We start from the raw sequence: 13065 nt of genomic DNA, 5'->3' as shown, positions 1-13065 counted from the left end.
ACACGGTCGGGGCCGTTCGTCGTACCTGTGGGAAAGTTGCGCCGTGACCCTCGTCGACCTCTTCACCGCTCTCGCGATCGCCATCGGCCTGGTCGGGATCCTGATCACCGTCCTCCCGGGCACGCTCTTGATCCTGGCGGCACTGCTGTTCTGGGCCCTCAACGTCGGGGAGCCGACCGGCTGGGTGGTCTTCGCAGTTGCGACCACCGCCCTCGCGGCCGGGACCGTGGTGAAGTTCGCCCTGCCGGGCAAGCACATGAAGCGCGCCGGAGTCCCCAACTCGACCCTGTTCATCGGCGCCGCCGCAGGCATCGTCGGCTTCTTCGTGATCCCCGTGGTCGGCCTCGTGGTGGGCTTCGTGCTCGGGGTGTACGCCGCCGAGGTGCGGCGAGTCGGGCACGACGAGGCACGGCGTACGACGGTCACCGCTCTCAAGGCAGTCGGCCTGTCCATCCTGATCGAGCTGGTCGCAGGGCTGATCGCCGCCGTGGCGTTCGGAGTCGGCGTGATCCTCACGTGACCAGCCTGCTCGCCCTGCTCGGGGCGATCAGCTACGGACTGTCCGACTTCGTCGGTGGACTGACCTCACGGCGTACGTCGCCCTGGGCCGTGGCCTTCGTCGCCTCCGTGACCGGGGGCGTGCTGACCCTGGGTCTCGGACTACTGCTGGGCGGCGAGCCGACCACCGCGCACCTTCTCTGGGGAGCCCTGGGCGGCATCGGCAACGGGTTCGGGACCGCGTTCCTCTACCGAGGGCTGTCCGGCGGCCGGATGGGCGTGGTGGCGCCGATCTCCGGCGTCGGGGCGGCCGTCGTCCCGGTCGTCGTCGGGCTGGCCACGGGCGAGCGTCCGCCCGTGCTGGTCTGGATCGGGATCGTCGCAGCGCTGCCCGGGATCTGGTTGGTGGCCCGGGAGCCGGTGGAGAAGATGGGCGTTCAGCCCGCCGAACGCCAGGTCAGCGCCGTTCTCGACGGAGCGCTGGCCGGCCTGGGGTTCGGTTCCTTGTTCGCAGCACTGGCCCAGATCCCCGACCGGGCCGGCCTGCTCCCGCTGACCGTCAACCAGCTCGTGGCCAGCGCGATGATCGTGGTCGTGGCGACCGCGGTGGGGCGACCCTGGATCCCCCGAGAGCCGGTCGCCCTCGTCGGTGCCGCCAGCGGCGTGCTCGGCGCGGCCGCGACGATCGCCTTCCTGCTGGCCACGCATCACGGCGACCTCACCGTGGCCGCCATCCTCGCCTCGCTCTACCCGGCGTTCACCATCGTGCTCGCCGCCACGGTGTTGCGCGAGCGGATCCACCGGAGCCAGGGCTGCGGACTCGCCCTGTGCGTGCTGGCTGTGGCGCTGGTCGCGGGCGCATCCTGACCGGCCGCCCGACCCCGAGGGCAGCGACCGGCAGGCACGTCAGGCGAGTCAGCCACGGGCCAGCCACGAGGTGTAGCGGCGGGGGCCGGTCATCCAGTCGGTGATCACGTGTGATCCGTCGTGGTGGTCGACCATCCGCACCCCCACCCGCACCTTGGCCGGCAGTCCGATGCAGGAGCGCGCGACACTGAAGCGGGCCGTGTCGGCCGTGTAGTTGAGTCCGACCGTGTGGTCGCAGGCCTTCGGCTCACCGAACGGACGCCAGTTGCGCATGCGCATCAGCTGGTAGTCGGTGCCGTCCTCCAGGCCGGTGAACAGGGCGAACTCGGGACCCGTGCGCGCCGGCTTGGTGTCCAGATAGATCGTCGCGCCGGACGAGCCACCGGTGTTGTGCCGACGCAGGTCGTCGAAGGTGACGATCACACCAAGGCGGGAGACCGCGTGATTTGCGGTGACGCGATGGATGTCACTGAGCGACGCCGTGGCGTCGGCACCGTCGTTGACCGCGGTCGACTCGGCGTTGGCCGCGGGTGTGGGCATCAAGGCGACCGTCGCCAGCGCTGTGGTTGCGAGAAGTCCCGCGAGGCGGTTCGTGAACCTGGTCATGATGGTGCTCCTTCGGTGTGTGGCACTGGCCCCTGTCACGGAGGAGGAGGCCCTTCCACTCCGTCAGATGCATCGCATCACCGAAAGGTTCGCAGGGCCAATCGAGAATCAGCCCTCGGCCAGCCTCTTGATCCGGGCCAGCCGGGCCTCCCACACCTGACCGACGCGCTCGAGCTCTCGGGCCACGTCGCTCAACCGCCCGCCGAGCGCGCGGTGCACCAGCTCCCGACCGTGCTGCTCGGAATCGACCAGCCCGGCGGCGCGCAGCACGTCGAGGTGCTTGACGATCGCCTGCCGCGAGATCGGGAACTCCCGGGCGAGCGCCGACGCGGACGCGGGTGCCTCGCCCAGTCTGGCCAACAGCGCCCACCGGGTGTCGTCACCGAGCGCCGCGAACACCGGCGCCAGCGCCTGGCTCACGCGTTCGCCCCGGTCACGTGGCGACGGGCCAGGTCGAGCTCGGCCTCCCAGCCGGAGGTGTTCTCCTCGACGTGCTTGATCACGTCGGAGCGCGGCTTGCCCAGATCGGCGAACCCGGACTCGACCACGGTGAGCGTGACGCCTCCCTCGGCCCGGTCAGCGACGGTGAACTCCACGCGGGTCCCCGCGTCGGCATCACCGTCGAGCCATGTGACGGCGAGGTGGCGGGGCGGCTCCGAGGCCAAGGTGAGGAGTCGGAACTCCCCGTACTTCGGGTGAACCACGACGTCGGCCTCGCCCTCGCGGCGGACCTCACGATCGGACTCGATCTCCCCTTCGTTGATCCACCAGCCGGGGCGTTCGATCAGGCTCCACACCTTCTCGGCGGTGGCGTCGATGTCGATGCTGCGCTCGATGCGGTCGAGCTCCTGGTCGGTCTGGGTCATGGCCTTCTCCTTCGGGTCGCGAGTTCATGTGCAACTCGATGATTGCATGTCGCCGCCACACATGCAACCCTTCAGTTGCATTCAGGTGATTGTCCGGAAATGACGACAGCCCCCGTCGTACGACGGGGGCTGTTGTGCTGTGACCGATCAGTCGAGGTAGTCGCGCAGCACCTGGGACCGGCTGGGGTGGCGCAGCTTCGACATCGTCTTCGACTCGATCTGGCGGATCCGCTCACGGGTCACGCCGTAGACCTTGCCGATCTCGTCGAGGGTCTTGGGCTGGCCGTCGGTGAGACCGAAGCGCATCGAGACCACGCCTGCCTCGCGCTCGGAGAGCGTGTCGAGCACGGCGTGCAGCTGCTCCTGGAGCAGCGTGAAGCTGACCGCGTCGGCCGGGACGATCGCCTCGGAGTCCTCGATGAGGTCACCGAACTCGGAGTCCCCGTCCTCGCCGAGGGGGGTGTGCAGCGAGATCGGCTCGCGGCCGTACTTCTGGACCTCGATGACCTTCTCCGGGGTCATGTCGAGCTCCTTGGCCAGCTCCTCCGGGGTGGGCTCGCGGCCCAGGTCCTGGAGCATCTGCCGCTGGACGCGAGCCAGCTTGTTGATGACCTCGACCATGTGCACGGGGATGCGGATGGTGCGGGCCTGGTCGGCCATGGCCCGGGTGATCGCCTGACGGATCCACCACGTGGCGTAGGTCGAGAACTTGTAGCCCTTGGTGTAGTCGAACTTCTCGACCGCACGGATCAGGCCGAGGTTGCCCTCCTGGATCAGGTCGAGGAAGAGCATGCCGCGCCCGGTGTAGCGCTTGGCCAACGACACCACCAGACGCAGGTTGGCCTCGAGCAGGTGGTTCTTGGCGCGACGACCGTCGTCGGAGATCCACTCGAGCTCTTCGAGGTCCTTGGGCTTGATCTTGCCGCCCTTGGCCAGCTTCTCCTCGGAGAACAGGCCGGCCTCGATCCGCTTGGCGAGCTCGACCTCCATCTCGGCGTTGAGCAGCGGGACCTTGCCGATCTGCTTCAGGTAGTCCTTGACCGGGTCGGCGGTGGCGCCGGCGACCATGACCTGCTGCTCGGGCTCGTCGGTGTCATCGGCCGCGGAGATCGTGAAGGCCTGCTTCTCGTCCTCCTTGATGGTCGGGTCGGCCTTGACGTCCTTCTCGAACTGCTCGTCGGGCACGTCGGGGAGGATCTTCTTGCCGTCGGGGCCGATCACCGGCGCGGCGGCGGGAACCTCGACCTCGACGACCTCGGTCGCTGCGGCCGTGGCCTTCTTCGGGGCGGCCTTCTTGGCCGGCGCCTTCTGGGCCGTACTCGTCGCGTCGTCCACCGTGGCCGCGGCCTTCTTCGCCGGCGCCTGCTTGGCCGGAGCCTTCTTGGCCGCGGTCTTGGAGGTGGCGGTGGCCTTGCGCGGCGCGCTGGCTGCGACGGCCTTGGCGTGATCGTCGACGTTGACGGCGACGGTGATGCCCTCGGCGCTCAGGTGCACCAGCAGGGCTCGAAGGTGACGCGGCTCGATCGCGGCCGCCTCACTGGCTCGTCGGACCACCTCCGGAGTGAGGGTCCCAGTGGGGGCTGCCTGCTCCAGCAGGCCGACGATCTCGGGGTGAGCCAAAACCTCAGCGGGGAGCAACTTGCGCGAGCTCGAAGACACGAACACCTCTCGGAAACAGCAATTGGGGCGCGGCAAAGCCCGGTAACGTCAAGAGCCGCTCTCGTATTCTGCCACGGAGTCCCAGCATTCCAAGCCTCGGCCCTCCGACAGTGGCATCGGCAGACTCACACCGCTTTCGCGGCGGCCTTCTTCTGCTTCTTGTAGTCGCGCACCTCGGCGAGGCTCTGCTCATCGACGACGTCGGCGACCGAGCGGCGCCCGGGCAGCGCATAGTCGCCTGCCGCCGCCTCCCAGCCCTCGGGTCGTACGTCGAGCTGCTTGGCCAACAACGCCACGAAGATCTGCGCCTTCTGCTTGCCGAACCCGGGAAGCTCCTGCACCCGCTTGAGCAGCTCCTTGCCGGTCGTCGCCTCGACCCAGAGCCGGTCGGTGCGGCCGTCGTACTTCTCGACGACGAGCGCGGCCAGCGCCTGGATGCGGCCGGCCATCGACCCCGGGAACCGGTGCACGGCCGGCGTCGTCGCACACATCTCGGCGAACTCCTGCGGGTCGGCACTCGCGATCTTCTCCGGCTCGAGGTTGCCGAACCGGTCGAGCACCTTCGCCGGGCCTCTGAAGGCATGCTCCATCGGATACTGCTGGTCGAGGAGCATGCCGGTCAGGAGCGCGAAGGGGTCGTCGGTCAGGACCTTGTCTGCAGCCGGGTCGCCGGTGATGTTGATCGCCATGCCCCCATCTTGCCACCGCCTGGCTGTGGAGGACGCCGGCAGCGGAGCACGGGGTGGGGCAGGGTGGGTCCATGGTCGACACCGACACCCGAGCCGAGTTGCGCCTGCTCGTGCACCGGTTCCGACAGCAGACCCGCCGCCGGGTCTTCGCGCCGGTGCTGCACGTCGGGGGCTTCGACGGCGCGAGCCTGGAGTGGAGCCTCGATGAGAGACCCGCGCCCGACGTCGGGCTGCGGGCGGAGATCCTCGCGGCCCTGGTCAGCCGGGCGCGACTCGAGCACGAGCAACCCGTGGTGTGGCTGAGCCGGATGGGGGTCCCGGCCCCGCACGACCTCGACCTGGCCTGGGCGCCGGTGGCCGCACGTGCGATGTCCGAGGCCCGCCTGGCCCCACGGTGCATCGTCGTGGTGACCAAGACCGGCTGGTACGAGCCACTGGGCGACGACCGCGCAACGTGGACCCGGTTGCGCGTGCGCTCCGGGTGAGCAGCGGAGCCGACCCGGGGTCCCGGTGATGCCAGCTCAGTCCTCCCAGGCGTGAACCGGCTCGTTGCTGTGCATCAGCTCGCGATAGTCGACCAGCGTGTGGCGCAACGCGTCGGCGCGGTCCATCGACCCACCGTGACGCCGACAACGCCGGGCGAACCACTCCGCACCGTTGGTGCCCAGCAGACAGCGCTGCTCGATGATGCCGAGCAGGCGGTCCGCCTCCTCCGTCGAGGCGCCCCAGTCGGCCAGCCCCTCATGGGCCAGCGGCAGCAGACGGCGCAGCACCAGCTCGGCCGCCGGGACCTGACCGACACCGGGCCAGTAGACCTGCGCCTCGATGCCCTGGCGCGCCGCGACGTGGAAGTTCTCCTCGGCAGCACTGAACGACATCTGTGACCACAGGGGACGCTCGGCGTGGGCCAGGCTCCGGACCAGCCCGAAGTAGAAGGCGGCATTGGCCATCGTGTCCACGACCGTCGGTCCAGCCGCCAGCACGCGATTCTCGACGCGCAGGTGCGGCACTCCCCCGGCGATGTCGTAGACCGGACGGTTCCATCGGTAGACGGTGCCGTTGTGCAGCCGCAGCTCGGTCAGCTCGGGGACGCCGCCGGCCTCCAGCACGGCCAGAGGATCTTCGTCCTCGGTGACCGGAAGCAGGGCCGGGAAGTAGCGGACGTTCTCCTCGAAGAGGTCGAAGACGGAGGTCACCCACCTTTCGCCGAACCAGACGCGGGGCCGCACCCCCTGGGCCTTCAGCTCCTCGCTGCGTGTGTCGGTGGCCTGCTCGAACAACGGGATCCTGGTCTCGCGCCACAGCTCTTTGCCGAGGAGGTACGGCGAGTTGGCGCCGACCGCGAGCTGCATCGCAGCGATCGCCTGGGATGCGTTCCAATAGGCAGCGAACTCGTCGGGCGTGGTCTGCACGTGCACCTGCGTGCTCGTGCAGGCCGCCTCGGGGACGATCGAGTCGGCCGTCGCCCTGAGCCGCTCCACCCCGTGGATGTCGATCACGATGTCCTCGCCGCGGGCGGCGAGGATCTGGTCGCTGAGCAGCTGGTAGCGAGGGTTGCTGCTCAGCGACGACGGGCTCATGTGCCCCTCGGACAACGTGGGCAGGACGCCGATCATCACCATGTGCGCCCCGACGGCCGCAGCCTTCGACTCGGCATCGTTGAGGCTGACCCGCAGATTCTCCTCGTACGCGGTCAGTCCGCCGTCACGCAGGTGACGTGGAGGCACGTTGATCTCGACGTTGAACTGCCCCAGCTCGGTCTGGAAGTCGGCGTCGGCGATGTTGGCGAGCACTTCCGCGTTCTTCAAGGACGGGTCTCCGGCCTCGTCGACGAGGTTCAGCTCGATCTCGAGACCGGTCATCGGGTCATCGGTGTCGAAGCGGGCCTCGCGCAGCATCCGGGCGAACACATCGAGGCAGGCTCGCACCTTCTCGCGGTGACGGGTTCGATCAGCCCGGGAGAACTCCTGTGCCGCCACTTCTTCGCCCATTCCGGCAGCGTAGTGCCTGCCGGCGGTGCCGCACAGGTCGTTCAGGCGCCGTCAAGGAGCTCCGGAAGCCCGGTGACCGGCTCCCACGACGACGGCGGCAGGGCCTGCTCGAGTGCTTGGCCGAGCAGCCGCACCATCGGATAGTCGGGGTCGATCAGGGCGGCCCTGTCCAGTGCGCACCAGGCCAGTGCCCCGCTGCCGGAGAGCCAGGCCGCGAAGGCCAGCAGAGCCGCCGGCACGAGCTGGAGCTCGTCGGGCGTTCGCCGCACGAGGTCACGCCAGAGGTCGACGTGTCGCTCGGCGGTCTCGCGGCTCATCAGGCCCCACACCACGTCACGCAGGGCGCGGTCCTCACAGGCGACCAGGAGTCGTCCCGCCTGGGCGGCGGTGAAGGTGGTGCCTTCGTCGATGTGGGTGACCACCACCTCCTGCAGCCACCGAGCCTCCGCGGCCGGGACCCGGTCGGCAACCCGTCGGGCAGACCGGAGCACGGCGTCCTCGACGGCCTCCACGGCAGCCGGATCGCTGCCGACCAGGGTGTCGGCCAGCTCCTCACGCGAGGAGAGGGTCACCTTGCCGTCGAGCACGGCCTGCGCGGCGAACGGATGGCTGCGGGCGTCGTACACCACCCCGTCACGCAGCTCGTCGTGCGCGCCGCCCAGCATCGGGAACCATCGGCCGTCGTGGACACGCAACATCTCGACGACGTCGACGCCGTCGTCGATCAGCGCCTCGGCCAGGGCCTCCAAGGCCGCCCGACAGGTGAACACGTCGCCGCCGTAGGCGATCAGCACGGCCCGGGGCACCCGGTGGCGTCGGACCGGATCGAGCAGGCACTCGACCATGTCAGCGATCTCGTCGAGGTCGGTGGGGAGGTCCACGCGGGCGTGGAACGTGGGCTGGTCGGCGCCGAAGGTGAGCATCACCATGGACTGCTCGGGGCGGAACCCGAGCACGTAGGGCACCATCGCGAGGAGGTCCTCGGGGGCGCGTGCGGTCAGGGTGGTCGGGACGGTGGGTGATTTCATGCGGTCAAGGCTGCGCCGACCCGGGGACGCCCTCGGGGCTTCGGAGGGTGGCCTGTGGAACACCCCGACAGCACCCTGCATGTGCACGGTTGGTGGCCCACGAACGATAAGTTTCCCGTCATGGAGGTGGAGTTGTGAGGACCCAGGCGTCGATGCTGCACATCGACCTCGACGCCTTCTTCGCCTCCGTCGAACAACGCGACAAGCCCTCGCTGCGGGGCAAGCCCGTCGTGGTCGGCGGCACCGGTGGCAGGGGCGTGGTGGCCGCCGCCTCCTACGAGGCCCGGGCGTTCGGGGTGCGGTCGGCGATGTCGACCCGCGAGGCGCGAGCGAAGTGCCCGCACGCGGCCTACCTGTCCGGCCGCTTCCACGCCTACCGGGCCACCAGCGCGAAGATCATGGCGGTGCTGCGCGAGACGTCTCCCCTGGTCGAGCCACTCTCGATCGACGAGGCCTTCGTCGACCTCACCGCCAGCGCACTCACGTCGTACGACGTCCCGGAGGTGACCGCGTTCGCCGAACGGCTGCGGCAACGGGTGCACGAGGTCTCCGGGGGCCTGACCGCGAGCGTGGGACTCGGCACCTCGAAGTTCATCGCCAAGGTGGCCAGCGACCTCGACAAGCCGGACGGCCTGGTCGTCGTACCGCCCGGAACGGAGCAGGACCTGCTCCGGCCGATGGGTGTGACGGTGATCCCCGGCGTCGGCCCGGCCACCGCCGAACGGCTGCGTCGCGCGGGCGTGCACACCGTCGCCGAGCTCGAACGGGTCAGCGAGGAGGAGCTCGTCCGACTGGTCGGCAAGGCCCACGGGGCCAGCCTGTGGCGCCTGGCCCGCGCCATCGACGATCGCTCGGTGGAGCCGGCCCGAGAGACCAAGTCGGTCAGCGAGGAGGGCACCTACGAGGACGACCTCACGGACAAAAGGCTGATGGACGGGCTGCTGACCCGACAGGCGGCCAACGTCGCCGCCCGGCTCCGCAAGGACGGCATGTCCGGGCGGACAGTCTCGATCAAGGTGCGGTTGCACGACTTCACCACCCTCAGCCGCTCGAGCACCCTGGGCTCCCCCACCGACAGTGCCCAGGTCGTGGGGCGGGTGGCGCGCTCGCTGCTGGCCGACCTCGATGTCTCCGGCGGGGTGCGCCTGCTCGGGGTCGGTGTCTCCGGGTTGGCCGACTGGGTGCAGGACGACCTCTTCGGACCCGATCCGGAGGAGGAGGACCCGGAGCCGGTGCCCGAGGTGCCGACGGCACGCCATCGCACCTGGCCTCCCGGTCTGGACGTGATCCACGACGACCTCGGCGCGGGCTGGGTCTGGGGATCGGGCAAGGACGTCGTGACGGTCAGGTTCGAGACGGCCGAGACCGGTCCGGGGCCGGTGCGCAGCTTCAAGGTCGACGACCCGGCGCTGGCGAGGTTCGTCCCCGAGCAGGAGTGAGCCGCACCGACCGCCGCGTCCTCAGGTCCGCGGAACTAGAGTCCGGGGCATGCAACCGCCTGTCGCTGCCCGCGTCCCCTCCGAACGCACCCTGCACGGTCACCTCCTCGTCGACGACTACGAGTGGCTCCGGGAGAAGGACAACCCCGAGGTGATCGCGCACCTCGAGGCCGAGAACGCGTGGACCGAAGACCGCACCGCGCACCTGGCCGACCTGCGTCAGTCGATCTTCGACGAGATCAAGGCCCGCACCCTCGAGACCGACCTGTCGGTGCCCACGCGCATGCGTGGCCACTGGTACTACTCCCGCTCCTTCGAGGGCAAGGAGTACGGCGCCTCGTGCCGGATCGTCATCTCCGATCCCGACGACTGGACCCCGCCACGACCGGCCGAGCACGCCACCGCCGACCAGCCGGCCCTGCCCGGCGAGGAGGTCCTGCTCGACCTCAACGAACTGGCCGCGGGGCACGAGTTCTTCTCCCTCGGCGGCTCCTCGGTCACCAACGACGAGAAGCTGCTCGCCTACGCCGTCGACGTGGTCGGCGACGAGCGTTACACGGTCCGGGTGCTGGACCTGGCCACCCGCGAGCTGCTCGCTGACGAGATCACCGGCGCGCTCGGCGGCGCCACCTGGCACCCCGACGGCACCGCGTTCTTCTACACGACCGTCGACGAGAGCTGGCGCGCCGACAAGATCTGGAAGCACACCCTCGGCACCGAGCAGGCCGACGACGAACTCGTCTTCCACGAGACCGATGCCCGCTTCTGGGTCGGCATCGGGCGCACCCGCACCGACCGGTTCCTGATGATCGCCTCCGGGGCCAAGACCACCGCCGAGTTCCGGGTGCTCGACACCACCGTCCCCGATGCCACCTTCGAGGTGTACGCCGAACGCGAGGACGGCGTCGACTACGGACTGGAACACGCGATCATCGGCGGCCGCGACGTGTTCTTGGTGCTGCACAACGGCAACGGCCCCAACTTCGAGCTCGGCATCGCCCCGGTCACCCCGACACCCAAGGCCGGCTGGGAGCCGTTGATCGCCCACGACACGGGGATCCGCATCGAGGACGTCGACGCCTTCGCCGGCCACCTCGTCGTTCACCAGCGCAGCGAGGGGCTCACCCAGCTGCGCATCCTGGAGCTCGATCAGTCCGGCGTCTCCGACGACTACCAGGTGGGCTTCGAGGACGCCGTCCACACGATCGGGTCCGGAGGCAACCCGGAGTTCGACCAGCCCGTCGTACGCCTCGGCTACACGACGATGGCCAAACCCGCCGCCGTCCACAACTACGATGTCCGGACCCGTGAGCTGACCCTGCTCAAGCAGGCGCCGGTGCTCGGCGGCTACGACGCTGCGCACTACGAGGAGCACCGGGTGTGGGCCACGGCCGCGGACGGCGTACGCGTGCCGATCTCGCTGGTCGTGCCGGCCGGTGCGCCACGCGACGGCTCGGTGCCGGTCCTGCTCTACGGGTACGGCGCCTACGAGACGTCGATCGACCCCTACTTCTCGATCGCCCGGCTCTCGATGCTCGACCGCGGGGCCGGCTTCGCGATCGCCCACGTGCGTGGCGGCGGGGAGATGGGCCGGCACTGGTACGACGACGGCAAGCTGATGCACAAGCAGAACACGTTCTCGGACTTCATCGCCTGTGCCCGGCACCTGATCGACGAGGGCTGGACCAGCCCGGACCGCCTCGTGGCCGAGGGCGGCAGCGCCGGTGGCCTGCTGATCGGGGCCGTGGCCAACCAGGCCCCCGAGCTCTTCGCCGGACTGGTGGCGCAGGTGCCGTTCGTGGACGCGCTCACCTCGATGCTCGACTCGTCGCTCCCGTTGACCGTCGTGGAGTACGAGGAGTGGGGCAACCCGGAGGCCGACCCGGCGGTCTACGACTACATGCGCGGCTACTCGCCGTACGACAACGTGGCAGCGGTCGACTATCCGCCGATCCTGGCCGAGACGTCCCTCAACGACACCCGGGTGCTCTACGTGGAGGCGGCCAAGTGGGTGGCCCGCCTGCGCGCCACCGCGACCGGGCGCCGCGACTTCCTGCTGCGCACCGAGATGTCGGCCGGCCACGGTGGTGTCTCGGGGCGCTACAAGTCGTGGAGCGACCGGGCGTTCTCACTGGCCTGGATCCTGGACCGGATGAATCTTGCCCAGGCGGGTACCGGGGCCTCGGCGGAGTCACCTGAGATCCCCTGAGAAGTCCCTGAGAAGTGGGACGGACGGCAACTTTCGGAACTCGCCACACGTCTATCCATGTGTAACCACGAACGGTCCGCTCCGGCGGGAATCTCCCCCGGTCGAGGTTTGTTGGAACAGATGTGTGTGGGGCGGTCTCCCAGCGGCCCCACCTACCAAGGAGGGGTTCACATGGCCAGCAGGACCGCAACGCGCGAGATCGAGGGTCGCGACAGCGTCGGGCTCTACCTTGATGAGATCGCCCGCAACCCGCTGCTGGACGCAGCCACCGAGGTGGAACTCTCCAAGACCATCGAAGCCGGCCTGATGGCCGAGCATCTTCTGGCCGAGGGCCGGATCGGGCGCCGCAAGGGTGGCGCACCGAAGACCGCCAACCAGGAGGAGCTCGAGTGGCTCGCCGAGGAGGGTCGCCGGGCCGTCCAGACGTTCATCAACGCCAACCTGCGGCTCGTGGTCTCGATCGCCCGCAAGTACGGCCGGGCGCAGATGCCGATGCTCGACCTGATCCAGGAGGGCAACACCGGCCTGATCCGCGCGGTCGAGAAGTTCGACTACGCCAAGGGCTACAAGTTCTCCACCTACGCCACCTGGTGGGTGCGCCAGGCGATCACGCGTGGCATCGCCCAGCAGGCTCGCGTCGTACGTCTGCCGGTGCACGTGGTCGAGGAGCTGAACCAGGTGGGCAGCGCCCGCCGCACCCTCGAGCGCCAGCTCGGCCGCGACCCGGAGCCCCACGAGATCGCCCTCGAGCTCGGCATGGACGTCGATCGGGTCATCGACCTGATGCGTTGGGGCCGTGACCATGTCAGTCTCGACACCCCCGTGGACGAGGACGGCGACACCTCGCTGGGCGACCTGATGGCTCAGCAGACCACCCCCAGCCCCGATCTCGAGGTGCTCGACACCGAGAGCCGCGACCGCCTGAACCGTCTGGTCGGTCAGCTCGACGAGCGGGCCGCCGACATCATCCGGTCGCGCTACGGCCTGGTCGACGGTCGCCAGCACAAGCTCGCCGACATCGGCGCCAAGCACGGCATCTCCGCCGAGCGGGTGCGCCAGCTCGAGCGCGAGGCGCTGCAGAAGCTGCGCACGTTCGCCGACCCGGACCTGGCTGCGTGATGAGCCCCCGGTCAGCCGGGCAGGTTCACAGGCTCGCCTGTGATTCTGCCCAGATGACGTGAAGTTTCGCGCCAAACGGGCAGTTTCACAGGCG

13 protein-coding genes are annotated in these 13065 nt (G+C 69.4%); 6 read left to right on the top strand and 7 right to left on the bottom strand.

The genetic code is table 11. From position 1 onward, the window contains the following. Both NJ4_RS24215 and NJ4_RS24210 read left to right on the top strand, forming a co-directional pair. Window positions 1-520, top strand: a 520-nt coding sequence (locus NJ4_RS24215; RefSeq protein WP_245644696.1) for a DUF456 domain-containing protein, incomplete at its 5' end; no start/stop codon positions are given. After that, window positions 517-1365 carry a DMT family transporter gene (locus NJ4_RS24210; RefSeq protein ID WP_067441822.1) on the top strand — a complete coding sequence of 283 codons (849 nt, stop codon included), beginning with the start codon at window positions 517-519 and terminating at the stop codon, window positions 1363-1365. The genes NJ4_RS24215 and NJ4_RS24210, both read left to right, overlap by 4 nt. Before the next feature lie 48 nt (window positions 1366-1413). Here the strand turns inward: NJ4_RS24210 and NJ4_RS24205 are convergent, their stop codons facing one another. From NJ4_RS24205 to NJ4_RS24185, 5 genes are all read right to left on the bottom strand, one after another. Beyond that, complete coding sequence (locus tag NJ4_RS24205; RefSeq protein WP_067441818.1) at window positions 1414-1971, bottom strand: hypothetical protein; 558 nt, start codon at window positions 1969-1971, stop codon at window positions 1414-1416. A 108-nt stretch (window positions 1972-2079) separates the two neighbouring features. Next, complete coding sequence (locus NJ4_RS24200) at window positions 2080-2391, bottom strand: ArsR/SmtB family transcription factor (RefSeq protein WP_067441814.1); 312 nt, start codon at window positions 2389-2391, stop codon at window positions 2080-2082. After that, complete coding sequence (locus tag NJ4_RS24195) at window positions 2388-2837, bottom strand: SRPBCC domain-containing protein (RefSeq protein WP_067441811.1); 450 nt, start codon at window positions 2835-2837, stop codon at window positions 2388-2390. The genes NJ4_RS24200 and NJ4_RS24195 overlap by 4 nt, the downstream gene beginning before the upstream one ends. A gap of 147 nt (window positions 2838-2984) precedes the next feature. Beyond that, the gene (locus tag NJ4_RS24190) at window positions 2985-4502 is read right to left on the bottom strand and encodes an RNA polymerase sigma factor (RefSeq protein ID WP_082749113.1); all 1518 of its coding nucleotides are present in this window, start codon (window positions 4500-4502) and stop codon (window positions 2985-2987) included. A gap of 119 nt (window positions 4503-4621) precedes the next feature. After that, on the bottom strand, window positions 4622-5185 hold the full coding sequence (locus NJ4_RS24185; protein ID WP_067441807.1) for an HhH-GPD-type base excision DNA repair protein: 564 nt from the start codon (window positions 5183-5185) through the stop codon (window positions 4622-4624). 71 nt (window positions 5186-5256) lie between these two features. On the opposite strand from NJ4_RS24185, the gene NJ4_RS25845 reads away from it, so the two are divergent. After that, entirely contained in the window at window positions 5257-5670 is a 414-nt protein-coding gene (locus tag NJ4_RS25845; RefSeq protein WP_067441804.1) for a hypothetical protein, read from the top strand. A gap of 36 nt (window positions 5671-5706) precedes the next feature. On the opposite strand, the gene NJ4_RS24175 is transcribed toward NJ4_RS25845, so the two are convergent. Further along, on the bottom strand, window positions 5707-7176 hold the full coding sequence (locus NJ4_RS24175) for a glutamate-cysteine ligase family protein (protein ID WP_067441801.1): 1470 nt from the start codon (window positions 7174-7176) through the stop codon (window positions 5707-5709). A 41-nt stretch (window positions 7177-7217) separates the two neighbouring features. Beyond that, the gene (locus NJ4_RS24170; protein WP_067441799.1) at window positions 7218-8204 is read right to left on the bottom strand and encodes a DUF4192 domain-containing protein; all 987 of its coding nucleotides are present in this window, start codon (window positions 8202-8204) and stop codon (window positions 7218-7220) included. A 134-nt stretch (window positions 8205-8338) separates the two neighbouring features. On the opposite strand from NJ4_RS24170, the gene NJ4_RS24165 reads away from it, so the two are divergent. The 3 genes from NJ4_RS24165 to NJ4_RS24155 all read left to right on the top strand — a co-directional run bounded on the left by NJ4_RS24165 (window position 8339) and on the right by NJ4_RS24155 (window position 12971). Beyond that, window positions 8339-9643: a DNA polymerase IV gene (locus NJ4_RS24165; RefSeq protein ID WP_067441796.1), complete on the top strand. Its 1305-nt coding sequence runs from the start codon at window positions 8339-8341 to the stop codon at window positions 9641-9643. A gap of 49 nt (window positions 9644-9692) precedes the next feature. Continuing rightward, window positions 9693-11852: a S9 family peptidase gene (locus NJ4_RS24160; protein ID WP_067441793.1), complete on the top strand. Its 2160-nt coding sequence runs from the start codon at window positions 9693-9695 to the stop codon at window positions 11850-11852. Between the two features lie 171 nt (window positions 11853-12023). Then, complete coding sequence (locus NJ4_RS24155) at window positions 12024-12971, top strand: sigma-70 family RNA polymerase sigma factor (protein ID WP_067441790.1); 948 nt, start codon at window positions 12024-12026, stop codon at window positions 12969-12971. Window positions 12972-13065 lie beyond the last annotated feature (94 nt).

Origin of the sequence: Nocardioides jensenii JCM 1364 = NBRC 14755, assembly GCF_001552535.1 — a bacterium.
Classification (GTDB): Bacteria; Actinomycetota; Actinomycetes; order Propionibacteriales; family Nocardioidaceae; genus Nocardioides; species Nocardioides jensenii.
The sequence above is the reverse complement of the archived record's forward strand: the minus strand, read 5'-3'. Positions and strand labels throughout refer to the sequence as shown.